Origin of the sequence: Anaeromicrobium sediminis (assembly GCF_002270055.1) — a bacterium.
Taxonomy (GTDB): Bacteria; Bacillota; Clostridia; order Peptostreptococcales; family Thermotaleaceae; genus Anaeromicrobium; species Anaeromicrobium sediminis.
Map to the genome: position 1 here is coordinate 95,763 of NZ_NIBG01000005.1, position 16,016 is coordinate 111,778.

At 30.8% G+C, this 16,016-nt stretch carries 13 protein-coding genes; 10 read left to right on the plus strand and 3 right to left on the minus strand.

Annotated features, from left to right (window positions below):
• Positions 1-283 precede the first annotated feature (283 nt).
• Positions 284-1,720 (plus strand): putative bifunctional diguanylate cyclase/phosphodiesterase, encoded by a 1,437-nt coding sequence (locus tag CCE28_RS07815; protein WP_176461721.1) that lies wholly within the window; start codon positions 284-286, stop codon positions 1,718-1,720.
• Between the two features lie 205 nt (positions 1,721-1,925).
• Here the strand turns inward: CCE28_RS07815 and CCE28_RS07820 are convergent, their stop codons facing one another.
• Entirely contained in the window at positions 1,926-2,762 is an 837-nt protein-coding gene (locus CCE28_RS07820; RefSeq protein WP_095132683.1) for a hypothetical protein, read from the minus strand.
• A gap of 502 nt (positions 2,763-3,264) precedes the next feature.
• On the opposite strand from CCE28_RS07820, the gene CCE28_RS07825 reads away from it, so the two are divergent.
• The 4 genes from CCE28_RS07825 to CCE28_RS07840 all read left to right on the plus strand — a co-directional run bounded on the left by CCE28_RS07825 (position 3,265) and on the right by CCE28_RS07840 (position 7,554).
• The gene (locus CCE28_RS07825; protein WP_095132685.1) at positions 3,265-3,822 is read left to right on the plus strand and encodes a helix-turn-helix domain-containing protein; all 558 of its coding nucleotides are present in this window, start codon (positions 3,265-3,267) and stop codon (positions 3,820-3,822) included.
• A gap of 420 nt (positions 3,823-4,242) precedes the next feature.
• The gene (locus tag CCE28_RS07830; protein WP_176461722.1) at positions 4,243-5,697 is read left to right on the plus strand and encodes an APC family permease; all 1,455 of its coding nucleotides are present in this window, start codon (positions 4,243-4,245) and stop codon (positions 5,695-5,697) included.
• A gap of 121 nt (positions 5,698-5,818) precedes the next feature.
• Positions 5,819-7,027, plus strand: a complete 1,209-nt coding sequence (gene thrC, locus CCE28_RS07835; protein WP_095132689.1) for a threonine synthase — start codon at positions 5,819-5,821, stop codon at positions 7,025-7,027.
• A 65-nt stretch (positions 7,028-7,092) separates the two neighbouring features.
• Complete coding sequence (locus CCE28_RS07840; protein WP_095132691.1) at positions 7,093-7,554, plus strand: RidA family protein; 462 nt, start codon at positions 7,093-7,095, stop codon at positions 7,552-7,554.
• 52 nt (positions 7,555-7,606) lie between these two features.
• On the opposite strand, the gene CCE28_RS07845 is transcribed toward CCE28_RS07840, so the two are convergent.
• Positions 7,607-9,211, minus strand: a complete 1,605-nt coding sequence (locus tag CCE28_RS07845; RefSeq protein WP_095132693.1) for a peptide chain release factor 3 — start codon at positions 9,209-9,211, stop codon at positions 7,607-7,609.
• A gap of 257 nt (positions 9,212-9,468) precedes the next feature.
• Here CCE28_RS07845 and CCE28_RS07850 point away from each other — a divergent pair, with 257 nt between their 5' ends.
• The 5 genes from CCE28_RS07850 to CCE28_RS07870 all read left to right on the plus strand — a co-directional run bounded on the left by CCE28_RS07850 (position 9,469) and on the right by CCE28_RS07870 (position 14,459).
• Positions 9,469-10,569: a GerAB/ArcD/ProY family transporter gene (locus tag CCE28_RS07850; protein WP_095132695.1), complete on the plus strand. Its 1,101-nt coding sequence runs from the start codon at positions 9,469-9,471 to the stop codon at positions 10,567-10,569.
• Positions 10,562-11,443: a LysR family transcriptional regulator gene (locus CCE28_RS07855; RefSeq protein WP_095132697.1), complete on the plus strand. Its 882-nt coding sequence runs from the start codon at positions 10,562-10,564 to the stop codon at positions 11,441-11,443. Before CCE28_RS07850 ends, CCE28_RS07855 begins: the two co-directional genes overlap by 8 nt.
• Before the next feature lie 112 nt (positions 11,444-11,555).
• Complete coding sequence (locus CCE28_RS07860) at positions 11,556-12,539, plus strand: YeiH family protein (RefSeq protein WP_095132699.1); 984 nt, start codon at positions 11,556-11,558, stop codon at positions 12,537-12,539.
• Between the two features lie 271 nt (positions 12,540-12,810).
• A complete protein-coding gene (locus CCE28_RS07865; protein WP_095132701.1) occupies positions 12,811-14,172 on the plus strand; it encodes a hypothetical protein in 1,362 nt (453 codons plus the stop codon).
• 71 nt (positions 14,173-14,243) lie between these two features.
• Positions 14,244-14,459 (plus strand): hypothetical protein, encoded by a 216-nt coding sequence (locus CCE28_RS07870; RefSeq protein ID WP_095132703.1) that lies wholly within the window; start codon positions 14,244-14,246, stop codon positions 14,457-14,459.
• On the opposite strand, the gene CCE28_RS07875 is transcribed toward CCE28_RS07870, so the two are convergent.
• Positions 14,456-15,628 carry an MFS transporter gene (locus CCE28_RS07875; protein ID WP_095132705.1) on the minus strand — a complete coding sequence of 391 codons (1,173 nt, stop codon included), beginning with the start codon at positions 15,626-15,628 and terminating at the stop codon, positions 14,456-14,458. The two genes, CCE28_RS07870 and CCE28_RS07875, sit on opposite strands and share 4 nt — an antisense overlap.
• Between the last annotated feature and the right edge of the window lie 388 nt (positions 15,629-16,016).

Here is a 16,016-nt window from a genome sequence, read left to right on the forward strand (position 1 = left end):
TTTAGTATATATATGTATACTATAAAGTTGTTTATTCTTTGTTAAAGGTTAAGGACTGTAGGGAGATGGCCATATTATGCATATATCAATTAAAAAAAATATACTCATTCTTTTTTTTATTAATTTTTGTTTTGTTCTATTTTGCACTCAATTTAATCTAGAGATAGAAGATATAATAATAGAGAGTTGCTACGTTACCATTTCAATTATTGGTTTTATAATTCTTAGTAAAACAAAATTTAAGTTACTACAAATAGGATGGATAATTATCATATCAAGTTTTATGGTGGATCTTATAGATGAGTTTGATAATTACATTCATATTCCACGAGTAATTGATAAATACTACAATGATATATCATTACTTGTAGGATTATTAATTACTGTAATTAGTTTTTCTTTAATTATAAAACAATTAAAAAAGATGGTTATATTTGATCCACTTACAGGCCTATTAAATCGACGTGGCTTTTTTGAAAAGGCAGAAAAAGAACTTGAAATTGCTATAAAAAATGATACAACAGTAGAGGTTTTCTTTATAGATTTAAATAGGTTTAAAATGATTAATGATTCACTAGGTCATAGTGTAGGGGATAGTTTGTTGAGAGAAGTATCTAAAAGACTAAAAAGCCATATAAGAGAAACGGACATTTTGTCCCGTGTCAGTGGAGATGAATTTTTGATTATGAGTCAAAACACTCATAGGGAATCAATTGAAAAAATTGCTTCAAGAATAGTAGATGCTTTTTCAAATCCTTTTCAAGTGGAAGAACATAATGTGATCATTAATGCAAGTGTAGGTTTAAGTAGTTTTCCAACTCATGGAGATAATATTGAAGAAATTATAAAATGTGCAGATATTGCCATGTACCATTCAAAAATCCATGGGATGAAATATGAGATGTATAATTCAGATATGGGCCATTCAATATGTAAAAAGGTCATTCTTGAAAATGATATTAGAAAAGGATTGGAAAATAAAGAATTTTATGTTCATTATCAACCACAAGTAGATGCAAAGAGTAATAAAATTATAGGTGTTGAAGCTTTATTACGATGGAATCATCATACTAAAGGTATAATCTCTCCTTTAGAGTATATTTCACTTGCTGAAGAAACAGGATTAATAATTCCTATAGGTGAAATGGTACTAAGAGAAGCTTGTAAACAAAATAAAACTTGGCAGGAAAAGGGATATGAAAATATTAAAATGTCTGTTAATATATCCATACGTCAATTGCAAAATAATGATTTTGTTAATATGGTTTTAAACATATTAGAAGAGACCAAATTAGATCCTAAATATTTAACTTTGGAAATAGTTGAAACCTTAGTTGCTAAAAATATGGCAGATATATCAGCAAAACTAAACCAATTAAAAGAATATGGCATAAATATATCAATAGACGATTTTGGAACAGGATATTCTTCATTAAGTTATTTAAATGATTTACCTATAAATTCCATAAAAATTGATCGTTCCTTTGTTAGTCATAGTACTTATAATACTAAAGACCAAGCAATTATTTCAATGATTATTACTATGGCCCATTCTTTGAACTTAAGCGTAGTAGCAGAAGGGGTAGAAACGAATCAACAATTAGAGTTTCTTAGGAAATGTGGCTGTGATTTTATACAAGGGTATTTTACTGGAAAACCTAATGGTCCTATTGAAATAGAAAAAAATTACATACAAAAATTAGAAGTTACACAGGGGTAAGTTTATTAAGAACCACATAATCTTAATAAAATAATTATAAACATATTATTCATGTTTTTTTATAATAGAACATACATAGGAAAAAATATGAGAGGGAAAATTTATAATTTTCCCTCTTAATATATAGAAACTATTGTATAAAAATACTTTATAAAATTTTATAGTAAATAGCCATTCACAAAAAAAATATCTAATATGCTATACCTTATATATATATAATTCCTTCCGCTGGAATATCTACTATGCCCTTAAGGTAAATGTCACTTATTTTATTTTCATTCCATTGGGTACATATATCTAAATGGCCACCAGGTTGTTTCACTATCATATCTATACCTTCTTTTAATCGATGTGAAAGTGTTATGCCTAAAGCTGCAGTTCCTGAACCACATCCTCTTTCCCAAATAAGGCTTTCTGTTGACTTGACATATACTAAGGGTTCTATATATGATTCTGCTTCATTATAAAACATTATTCCAAGTGCCTCATATGCTAAATTCTTTAATTGGTCTTTCACATTTATGAAAAATTCTTCTTTTGAATCGATTCCTTCACTGTCAATCACTAGGTGGACTATTCCAGGAAACTCAACAAGTGTTCCATTCCTAATACCATCCTTATAATTAACAGAAAAATCTTTTATATGTCTATGTAAAGGTATTTTAGCAGTTGAAATGAAACTATTTATATTGTTATTGGGTTTTACTGTACAATAAATGATTTCATCTGAGCCTGAAACTTCTAAAGGCACAATAAATTCGCCTTCTTTTCTCTGAATTTTACAGTGCCCTCTTTGTACTAAGACAGCTGCCAATGCTCTGGTGGCATTAGCACAAAATTCACCGCCCATCATATGAAGTCTCACACAAGCTTCACTATTTTCACAGGAAGTCTTTTCTATAAATCCCACTTGCTCTGCATGAATGCTACTATAATCCATTACCTTTTTTGCTACCTCCATATACATGGAACGAGGTATTGGATCAACAATAAACACAGTCATGTTTTCAGTTGGATTTGCCTTTATAAAATGTAGCTTCATTATTATTTCCCCCTTTAAATATATCTCATTATTATTGTCCCCTTTAAATATATATGGGAAAGGCATTCATCTTAGGCTTTAATCTGAGAAATCTAGATTTAATTCTTTAAATTTATTAAATTAGAAAATCATTGCCTTAAGTACGCCGAAGATTATAAGTAAAATATTGTAGTATAAGAAATTAATAACCTAAGTATTCTGACCATAACCTTGTGAAACATAACACTATAAAATATTTTTTTATGCTATACCGTAATTATATCTTAAGTTATAATAAAACACAATATAGTGTACAAAAAAACACTATAGATCTATAAATTGAAGAAAAAGACCTGGAAAAGGTTGTTATTATCATTTAACTATTAACATTGATAAAGAATTCTTTTAAATGATATAATACACTATGAAATATTTTTTTATGTTATACCATAATTACATTTCATGTGGAACAATAGTATCATATAGTAAATAAGAAATTTTATTTAAAAATACGGGGTGACTTATGGAAAGAATTAGATCAATCGTTGGTAATAACTTGCGAATAATAAGAAAAGAAAAACAGCTTACCCTTCAGGAATTATCTGATATAACGGGTGTAAGTAAAAGTATGCTTGGAGAGATAGAAAGATCTGTGACTAATCCCACAATTACGGTACTTTGGAAAATCGTTGGAGGGTTGAAGATTCCCTTTACAATGTTAATTCAAGAGGAAAAGCCTACTGTTACTATGGTCAGAGAAAAAGACACTAAATCATTCATTGAAAAGGATGAATTTAAGATATCGTCAATATTTGAATTTGACCCTGAAAAGAAATTTGAAATTTATCATATACAGTTCTCACCAGGGAGTAAACATGAATCTAAAGGACACAATAAAGGTGTTGAAGAATACACTTTTGTATATGAAGGAGAGCTGGTTACAGAAGTTGATGGTGAAAAGTTTAGATTGAATGCTGGTGATTCTATTAGGTTTGAGGCAGAAAATACTCACGCCTATATAAATGAGGGGCATAAGGATGCAAAGGCATATTCAATCATATTCTACGGATCAGGCAATTAGTTAAAGGTGCTCATAAATATAAACTTCAAAACTGTCATTATGACGTAAAAATATGAGGGGGAAATTATAATTTCCCCCTCATATTTTTATAGAAACTTTTAAATAAAATACTTTATAAAATTTTATAGTAAATAACCATTTACACAAAATCTAGTATATTGTCTAACTGAACTGTTGAATCATCTTTAAATCTACGCATCATTTTCCTAAATCTTGCAACTTACCTTGTAGTTTGTCTATTTTTTACCACTTTTAATTAAATGAAGATATAAATCTGTAACTAAGTTTTTATTAAAAAAAGAATAATACATGGAAATACAGGAATATGATTTGTATTAAAGGAGGGTGCCCACTTTGAAACAAATGAGGTATTAATGTGTACACAACTATTTTATATACACTTTGATGGGGGGGAATAATATGGTGAATAAGAGTAAACTAGGCTCCATGAATCTTGTTGATTTTTTCATGCTTGGATTTGGTTCTATGGTTGGTGTAGGCTGGTCTGTGGCCGTTAATGGTTGGTTTGCCAGTGGTGGAGGACCATTGACCACATTAATAGCTTTTTTTATTGGAACCCTTTTAATGATTCCTATAGGATTTTGTTATGCTGAACTCACACCTGCAATGCCTGTTGCTGGTGGTGCTGTTGCCTTTGCTTATAAAGCATTTGGAACTTTTCCATCCTTTTTATCAGGTTGGTTTATTGCACTAGCTTACATTACTGTATTGCCATGGGAAGCCATTTATATTAATGATGTTCTTGCCCTTATGTTTCCCATATTAAAAACAGGAAACCCACTATACTCTATTGCTGGGGTGCCCATATATGGCAAGGGCCTAGTAATCGGAATCATACTTTCTACAATGGTAATTGCCCTTAATTGGGTTGGGTCAAAGGTAGCTGCAAAAGTTCAGACCTACCTAACAGGATTATTAGCAATTACTGGTGGTTTAATTATAATATTTGCTTTATTCAAAGCTAATCCAGCTAATTTACAACCAACCTATGTAAATGTGGGAAAGGGAACTCATAAGAGTTTCTTTGGTGGAGTAGTAGCCATATTTGCAATGGCCCCATTTTTCTTAGCTGGTTTTGATACAATTCCACAGGGGGTTGAAGAGGGAGGAGCTAAAATCAATTATACTAATCTAGGAAAAGTCCTAGTAGGATGCATAATTGCAGCTGGAGGATTTTATTGTCTTATTATATTATCAACAGGTATGGCCATGCCTTGGCAAGAATTTGTAGAACTTAAGCGACCTGCCATAGCATTAATGTTTCCCGTTTTATATGGAGATGGGTTCATTGGAAGTTGCATGTATTGGGTAGCATTAATAGCAGCCTTGGCTGGACTTTTAACTACTTGGAATGGTCTTTATATGGCTTCAGCTCGTCTACTCCTTGGTATGAGTAGAGCACGTTTAATTCCTGCATTTTTTTCTACTATTCATCCTAAGTACGGTACCCCAAAGGGAGCAAATTGTTTCAGTGCTATTGCCACATTAATAGGTCCATTTATTGGAATGGGAGTTATTGATCCACTAACTATTGTTGGAGCAACGGCCTTTGTCATTGGATGGTTTGCTGTTGCCCTTTGTGCCATAAGGCTTAGAAAAACTGACCCACATATGAAACGTCCATTTAAAATGCCTGGTGGAATTAAAACAGCAGGGATAGGAGCCCTTGTTTCAGGAGCAATAATATTAAGTACATTTATTCCTGGACTACCAGGATTTATGGGTAATCTAGGTGTATCTATTTTCTTCATATGGATAGTCCTTGGTTTATTATTCTATTTTGGTTCAAGCAAGTATAGAAATGCAGTTTCGGAAGAAGAACGTATTGCTTCAATTTTTAAACTTAAAAAGTAAGATTTTATTAATCTTTTAATCTGCAAAATAAAGCTCTTCGTAAGGAGGGCTTTATTTTCTTTTGTAGTATTATTAATAGATATGAAAAAAATTATATTAAGGACAAAGGGGATGACAGTATATGAAAGATATTAAGTTCATTTGTACAAAATGTAATAAAGAATTTCCAATAGATAAGGCTCTCTATAGATGTGATGTTTGCAATGAACCCTTAGAGGTAGAAGAAATAAAAGAGGGAAAGATAAAAGAGGGAAATGTACTTAATCAAACGATTTTAGATAGATACTCAGAGTTTTTTCCATTTGTAAATGTGGATAATGAGATAGGTCTTGGGGAAGGATTTACTTCCTTAGTAGAATCTAAAGAACTTGCTGAAAATCTAGGAGTAGGAAAAATATATTTTAAAAATGAAAGTCAAAACCCAACTTGGTCCTTTAAAGATAGGGGAACTATTGCGGGAGTTCAGCACGCCCTTAAATTAGGATATAAGAGAATTGGAACTGTATCTACTGGAAATATGGCACCTTCTGTGGCTGCCTATGGAAGTAAAGCAGGCTTGGAAACATTCGTATTTGTAAGTAAGCATATAGCTCCTGAGAAACTTAATCCTATAGCTATTTATAATCCTAATCTCATAAAAGTAGATGGGGACTATGGGAGCCTTTATTATGAGAGTTTAAAAATAGGAAAAGAAAATAATATATACTTCATAAATTCTGATGCTCCATTTAGAGTGGAAGGATCAAAAACTATAGCCTTTGAAATATGTGAGCAATTAAACTTTAATATGCCTGATTATGTAGTAGTTCCCACTAGTGCTGGTGGTAATATTAGGGGAATAGAAAAGGGATTTAGAGAGTTTAAAAACTGTGGTTTTATAGATAGAGTCCCTAAGATTATTTGTGCTCAGGCAAGTGGTTGTTCGCCCATATATAATGCATATAATAATAAATCAGAAACAATTGAAAGATTTGAGAATCCTAATACTATTGCCCATGCCATTGAAAATCCATTTCCTCCAAGTGGAAATGAAACATTGAGAATCATAAAGAAAAATGGTGGAACTTTTGTTGCCGTTTCTGATGAGGAGATTGTAGAGTGCCAAGGAATCTTAGCCCAATCTGGTATATTTGGACAACCTGCATCGGCAGTTCCCTTAGCTGCTGTTAGAAAGTTAAAAGAAGAGAATTATTTCAAAGGAAACGAAAAGATTGTGTGCGTTGTAACAGGTAGTGGATTAAAATATACGGCTGCCTTTGAAAAACATAATTTAGTAGCTATGGAATGTAAGATAGAAGAATTAAGTGATTTTATAAGGGATGAATTTTAATATTAGTATTAAAGATATTTTATGAAGGGAGGAACTTATAGAAAGTTGTTCTATAAGAAACATATATGGAAATTGAAAAAAGACTAGAAGAATTAAATATTAAGCTTCCACCTTGTCCACCACCTGCTGCCGTCTATGTGTCTGCTGTATTAAGTGATGATTTTGTATTTGTGGCAGGGCAAACACCTAAGGATGGAACAGAGTTAATTTACAAGGGAAAGGTTGGTCGAGATTTATCAGTTCAGGATGGATATAATGCAGCAAGAGTATGCGTTCTAAGATCTATTAGTGCTATTAAAAGTATTATTGGAGATTTAGATAAGATTGAGAGAATAGTTAAAGTCACTGGATATGTAAACTGTTGTGATGATTTTGAAAAGCATCCCCTTGTGATTAATGGTGCATCTGAATTATTAGAAAAAGTATTCGGTGAAAGGGGCAAGCATGCTAGGGTAGCTGTAGGAACTAATTCTCTACCAGGCAATGCTGCCGTTGAAGTGGAAATAATAGTTAAAGTAAATAGATAAAAGAAATGCCTATGCTGAGTATATACAAAGCATAGGCATTATTTTTATTTTTTTATTCTACTAAAGAAGTTTCTCTTAATGATAATCCTTCATTTCTTTCTATTATTTGTCTAATAGACCATTCGTTTTGGAATAATAATACAGGTTCTTCATCCTTATTTTCAACTAACATAGTATCCATAGTCATGGAGAATCTAGCCGCATTAAAGTTGTCCATTTCAACCCAACGAATATAACGATATGGTAATCTTTGCATAGTAATATCAACACCATATTCGTTTTTAAGTCTATATTCTAATACTTCAAATTGAAGGACTCCAACTACTCCTACAATAACTTCCTCAATACCTATATTAGGACGCTTATATACTTGGATTGCTCCTTCTTGGGCAATTTGAGTAATTCCCTTTAAGAATTGCTTTCTCTTAAGAGAATTTTTTGTAGATATAGTTGCAAAATGTTCAGGGGCAAATTGTGGTATACCCTTATATTTTAATTTTGATTGTTTTGCTGATAGGGTATCACCAATATTAAATATTCCTGGGTCATGTATACCTATAATATCACCAGGATAAGCTGAAGTCACCATTACACGGTCTTGTGCCACAAATTGTTGTGGTTGGGCTAACTTAACCTTTTTATTTCTTTGTACATGATTTACTGCCATACCCTTTTCAAATTTACCAGAACAAATTCTTAAGAATGCTATTCTATCCCTATGGGCAGGGTCCATGTTAGCCTGAATCTTAAAAATAAATCCAGAGAAGTTATCTGATTCAGGGTCAATTTCACCTAAATTACTAATACGTGGTGTAGGAGGCATAGTTATGTCTAAGAAGGACTCTAAGAATGGCTCAACCCCAAAGTTAGTAAGGGCACTTCCAAAGAATACTGGAGTTAATTCTCCTTTTAATATCTTATCTAAATCAAAATTATCTCCTGCAATATCTAAAAGTTCAATATCTCCCATTAATTGTTCATGAAGTCCTGGACCTAATAAATCATTAAATTTTTCGTCTGTTAAATCACCTTTAATTGCATCAGCAATAGATTGTCCATGGTTACCATCATCAAAAACTTCTATTTGTTCTTTGTGACGGTTATAAACTCCTTTAAAGTCCTTACCTGAGCCAATAGGCCAGTTCATAGGGCAAGAACGGATTCCTAATACATTTTCAATATCTTCAAGTAGTTCAAAGGGTTCTCTTCCTGTACGGTCCATCTTATTTATAAAGGTGAAAATCGGAATCCCTCTCATTTTACATACTTGGAATAATTTCTTTGTTTGATCTTCCACACCCTTTGCAGAATCAATAACCATAACGGCACTGTCCGCTGCCATAAGAGTTCTGTAAGTATCCTCACTGAAATCCTGGTGACCTGGTGTATCTAGAATGTTGATACAAAAGTTGTTGTATTCAAATTGAAGTACACTGGATGTAACTGATATACCCCTTTGTTTTTCTATTTCCATCCAGTCAGATACAGCATGCTTTTGTGATCTTCTGGATTTAACAGATCCTGCTGAACGAATGGCTCCACCGTATAATAGGAATTTTTCAGTTAGCGTTGTTTTTCCCGCATCGGGGTGGGAAATGATTGCAAAGGTTCTTCTTCTTCGAACTTCATCAATAAAATTTAAATTTTGTTCTGTCATTTTTAATCTTCCTTTATCTTAAATTTGTAATCTTATACTTAATATAAAAATGTAATCGTATTGATGTTATAACGATATGGTTTAACTGTCAATTGTTATTTATAAAAATCTTCATAAACCTCGTAAATGTCACTCATCCTAGTATGCTTATATTTAGGAAATTTACTAAAAGAATTCGCTGATATATTCAATTAGTTTGTGAAATAATATATGATATTCCATTTAATTCATATTAATTATATTTTGGAGGAAAAGTAATGAGTAGAGAAGTAATTTCAGATAGACAAGGAATAGTATTAGTAGTATTGTTTGTAATGGGAAGTACTTTACTAATGGGTACTGGAGGGGATGCTGGTAAAGACTCTTGGATAGCAATTATAGTAGGAATAATTATTGCATTTCCCATTTTAATGATTTATGCAAAAATACTTGCTACTTTCCCTGGAAAAGATTTATTTCATATACTTGAATGTGTTTTTGGTAAATTCTTAGGAAAATGTATTTCCATATTATATACATGGCTTGCCTTTCATTTAGGCGTATTAGTTCTTAGAAATTTTGGTGAGTTTGTATCTACTGTGTCATTATTGAAAACTCCTATGACTGTAACTATAATAGGTCTTGCCATATTGTGTATTTGGGGTGTAATAAATGGAATTGAGGTATTAGCTAGATGGGCACAAATCACTTTAAATATACTTCTGGTATTGGTAACTTTAACTATATTGTTGTTAATACCAAATATGGATATAAACAGGATAATGCCTATTTTATCAGATGGTATGAAGCCCATATTTAGAGGAGCCTTTTCAGCTTTTTCATTTCCATTTGCTGAAACGATTATGTTTTGTCTTGTTTTTTCATCATTAAAGGATAGTAAATCTCCATACAAAGTTTATACAGGGGGATTAGTAATAGGAGGATTTGTTGTCCTTGTTACAGCTTTTACAGAAATGCTCGTTTTAGGAGAAGTGAATTATACTGAATTATTTTTTCCTGCCTATAGTGCGGTTAGCAGAATAGATATTGGAGATATTATACAAAGATCAGAGATCATAGTGTCAATATCTTTTATGGGAGGGGGATTTATTAAAATATGTATATGTCTTATGGGAGCATGTAAAGGCATTGAAAAGGTTTTTGGACTGAAAGACTATAGATATATAGTAGTGCCAGTTGGTTTATTAATGATTAATTTATCTAATATAATTTATAATAATGTAAGAGAGATGACCCAGTGGGCTTTCAACATATGGCCTTACTATGCAATTGTATTTCAAGTAATTTTACCTATAATAATCCTTCTTGTTATCCAAATAAGGAAGAAGAAATTTAAGGGGGTGGGTGGATGTGATTGATTTAAAACTGTTAACCTTTATAACTGTAGCTAAAATAAAAAATTTTACACGAGCTGCTCGTATTTTAAATATAACCCAACCAGCTGTATCGCAGCATATAAGAGCCTTAGAACAATATTATAATGTGAAACTTTTACATAAAGATGGAAAAGAAATGAAGGTAACACAAGAAGGAAAATTATTATTAAAGTATGCTCTAGAGCTAGAAAGAATAAGTAAAATGATAAAAATTGAACTAAATAATAAATCATCCATAATAAATAGATATTTTGTAGGGGCCACATTAACAATAGGAGGTTATGTACTTCCTGAAATTATAGGTAAATACAGAAGGTTGCATGAAAATACAGATATTATTCTGTATGTGGAAAATACTCAGTCCATAATAAAAAGATTATTTAGTGGTGATATTAGTTTAGGAGTTGTGGAAGGACCCTTTAATAAATCCAAAGTAAAGTATAAAAAATTTAAAGATGATGAACTGGTATTAGCCCTTTCTCCTGATCATGACCTTGCTAATGAAAAATCAGTGACCATTGAGGACGTTTTAAAGAATAAGCTCATTTTAAGGGAAGAAGGATCTGGCACGAGAAAGTTCTTTGAGAACAAGTTAATAGAGGCTGGTTATAACTTAGAGGATATGAATATATATATGGAAATTGGAAACATAACCGCATTGATTTCTTTAGTAGAGGCTAATATAGGATGTACAATTATTTCAAAGGAGGCCATAAAAGGTTCTTTAGAATCTAATAAGCTTAAGGTAATTCCAATAGATAATTTTAAGATTATTAGAGAATTTAATTTCATATATTTAGATCATATTCATGAAACATTTATAAATGATTTTATTAGATTTTGCAATAAAAACTAAAGAATACTACATAAGAATTTCTTATAAATACATAAAAAATTATAATTTTATCTTATGTTTTCATAATGATATAATTACCTTGCAAATTCATATGTAGAAGGGGTGATTATAAATGAAAGATATTAAAAAATACATACCTGGTATTATTTTTGTTCTAGGAATTTCTTATTTATCCATGTTTATAAATGACTTATTTAAAAGTTATATAAATATTGAAGCTCTTACAATTGCCATAATCATAGGGATTATTTACAACAATACAGTAGGGACTCAAGATATTTTTAAAAAGGGTGTGACCTTTTCTTTAAAAAAGCTCCTTAAAATAGGAATAGTTTTATTAGGTTTCAAGCTTAATATTTATGCCGTATTAGAACTAGGACCTAAAATATTAATCATGGTGTTAGTGTATGTTCCATTTGCATTAACTTTATCTATAATATTAGGAAAAATATTTAAAGTAAATAAAAAATTAGCCACATTAATAGGTGTAGGAACCAGTATATGTGGTGCATCGGCAGTAGTTGCCATGGCTCCTTGTATAAATGCAGATGATGATGATTCAGTAATTTCCGTATCTATTGTAAGTCTCTTAGGTGCACTTGGAGTAATAATATATTCAGGAATTGCTACAAGTTCCATAAATATAAGTGCAACTCAATATGGAGTATGGTCTGGCCTTTCTCTTCACGGTGTGGCCCATGCCCTGGCAGCAGCATTTGCCCTTGGGGATACAGCTGGAGAAATTGGAACTATTGTTAAAATGACAAGGGTATTAATGATGGTTCCTGTATCAATAATATTAAGTTCTATTTTTAATAAAGAAAGTATAGGAAATAAGAAAGCTAAGTTTCCCATGTATGTCCTATACTTTATTTTAGCTGGTATTATAAACTCATTTAAAATAATTCCAGTAAATATTACTAGCATTTTAACAAAGGGAAGTTCCCTATTAATACTTATGGCCATGACAGCAATGGGATTATCAGTTAATTTTAAAAGTATTGTAAATAAGGGAATAAAGTCATTAGTAATAGGAACCATACTTTTTATAATTCTTTCCACTTTGAGTTTAATTACTATTCTTAACTTTATATAAACAATAAAAGAGATAAAGATATGAAAAGTTACTTTTCATATCTTTTTTATCCCTAAGGAAATTATAATATGTCAAAATCTGTGGATAAAAAATGAAGGGGTTGTAGGGGAAAAATTCCCCTACCTCTTTAAAGGAGGATGTTCAGATTGCAAGAGCAATCGTCGGAGGGAACCATAGGGTTCCATAACGAATCATACGAAGTATGACTTTTTTTATTTTGAAGGTTTTTAGCAAAATTTGTAGAAATTAATCTTTAGTAGGAGGCGTTCTTATGAAGAAATTGATTATACTATTATTTGCCCTATTCATGTGCCTTAGTTCTATTGTAGCCTATGGGGATGAGGAATTAGAAAAATTAAAGTTTACAATTTATGTTCCACAGGATGAAATCCTATTAAAATCCGGTTTTGCCAATAAGGATGAAGATATATATGTGGTAACAATGAAAGAAGAAAAATTAGATGTATTTAAAAAATATAAATTTAAATTAATGATCTACGACAGAAATACTGGAAAAAATAAGAACACAAAGACTATGGAGACTAAGGAGTTAGTACCCCATTATTCCATAAAGGGTAAAGTGGATAATAATTTTAAATATCTAATGGTATATAAGTATTTGAACAAGGGAACAGAAAATAAAATAGATATATATGATTTAAATGAATTTAAACTTTTAAAAACTATTTCAATAAATGAAGAGAATAGGGGAAGACAATCTTTCATAAGTTTTTCAGAGGATAGTAAATATTTAATATACCCAATGGGTCCTAGGAAAAAAGCTTTTATGGAAGAAAGTAATAATATAAAATTACCTAGACTTACTAATTTAATCTTATATGATTTAGAAAATATGAAACAATTAAAATACATAAGTATAGAAGAAAAATTCCAAAGTGACCCAATTCAAATTGAAAATATAGTTTTATCTGGTGATGGGAAAAAGATATTTTATGATGGAGTATATTTATACTATAATGGCAAAAAACGTTATTATACAAAGAGCTATTATCATGTAAAGAAAATAATAGATGTGGAAAAGTATATAATAAAGGATATTAAAGTAGATCCCAAATATGGACCCTTTAAAAATGTAGAATTTATAAACAGTAAAAACGTACTAATGGCTCATTATGATGTGGGGAATGTATCCATATATGGATTTAATAATATGGATGGAAGTATGAAGTATAATGCCACTTATAAGAGAAGTATAAATAGTGATTGGACATTAATGGGTAGTGCCTTAACCTTAGATAAATCTAAAATAATAGGACTATATTCTGATAAAACTTTAAGAATATTAAATTCTTATACGGGGAAAAAAATAAGTAGTATGAAACTGGAAAATCCAAGCACCTTACCCATATTTGTGGCTACAGACGAATTAATATTTATACCAGCCTTTTTAAAGTATGGAGAAGATGTTAGTATGCCTAGTGAGTTTTATAATGTGGTAGATATAAAAAATGGACTAGTAAAGGACAAGATTAAGAATAAGAAAATTGCCCATATACTTAGTATTAGTCATGATAAGGAAGTTATTTTATCTGGGGAAGGTCTATTTTGGGATAATGAACTGTCTAATAATATATATGTGTGGGATGTAAGTAAATTAACTAATAGAAAGTAGGAATAGGCTATCCTATTCCTCTTCGAATTTTTTTGATATAATTATTAAAAAGGTGATTTGGAGTGAAAAACATGATCATGATATATGTATTATCCTTATTTTTTGTAATATTAGGAGCACTGTTCGTATCTTTAGGCATGTTATTTGTAAACTATGAATTATCTCCATTAAAAAGAATAGTTAATAAAGAATTAGTTTATAAAAGTAACAAATTAGGAGTGCAAGTAATGGTTCCTGGGGCCATATTGGTAATGATGGCCTTTTGGATAATAATTAAATTCAATTAACCAGCTGAAATCTTAGCTGGTTTTGTTTTTTTTATTAATAATATACTTAAAGCTCCTATAAACATATAAATTATTAAGCTACCAAATCCAACTTTTATACCGTATAAGTCTCCTATTTCTCCTACAGACCAGATAAATACATATTGAAGTATACCCCCAGCCATGCAAATAAACCCTATCAAATCTGAACTATCATCACCAAACTCCTCTTGCATCATGGACATCATAACTGGGAACATGGAACAAGTGAGTAGGCCTGTTAAAGATATAAAAACAAGTTTTTTTGTTAGAAAGCTTAAAAGTATTAATATGAAATTTCCAATAAAAGAAATTAACATACTTTTATAAGAATCTATATAATTGAGTAATTTACCATATATGATCCTACCTATTGGAAAGCTGCCTAAAAATATGGTTAAATATTTTGCTGCTTCTATCTCCGTTAAGTTTTTAGTTTGTCTTGCAAAGATTACAAACCAAGTGCCTACGCCGTACTCCCAAATTTGTGCGCATATGAACATGAGAATGTATAACCATACTATATAACTTCCATATTTAAATCTTTTATTGGAGATACTTTTTTCTACAGCATTATTAAAATCATTATTTTTTTTGTTATAGCTATTACTTATGAATAGAATTATTATTAATATAAAAGCTGGTATACTAGACATGGCCATTATGAATTGCCATGAAAAGCCAATATTAACTAATTGACTTATAACTGTAGGACCAACACTCATTCCAAGGGCTGCTCCTAGATGAAGATTCATAAGAACCTTTCCACGAGAATCTCCTGCTAAAAGACCTGCATACATGTTTAATACAAGGGTGCATACTCCAAAACCAAACATAAAAAGTATGAAGAGAAAATTGAAAAGTGCAATACTTTTTACAAAAATCATGGAAAAGATACTGGCACCTGATATGAATAAACCTATAATTAGTGAATTGTTATATCCCAATCTTTTTGAGAAGATACCTGTTATATAAGTTGAAATTTGCATGACTATTCCAGAAATTAACACTAAAGTGGCTATATGACTATAATCAAGAGAGTATTCTTGTTGAACAATAGAAAATATATTAGTACGAAGAGACGATATATAGCATATTTCTCCATAGGTTAAAAAAAGTAAAAATAATGTGGATTTCTTTTTAAATTCCATAGAAATTCTCCCTTCTTAAAATTCAATATTATGAGAGTAATTGTGAATATTTATAACATTAATTAATTATATATTAGCAATTTCCAAATATCAACAATTAGCATATGACATAAACTGAATAATTTAATTAACTGGGCAGGTCATTTGATCTGCCTTTTTTATCACAAAGGAAATTATAATATCTCAAAATCTGTGGATAAAAAATGAAGGGGGTGTAGGGGAAGGATTCCCCTGCCTCTTTAAAGGAGGGTGCTCAGCAACTTTGGTTGCGTCGAATGGAACCATAGGGTTCCATAGCGAAGCATACGGAGTATGCTTTTTTATTAAAAAAAGGGAATTGAAAGAAAATACAGAAATTTTAATATATTATCTAAGTAGGAGGAATTGT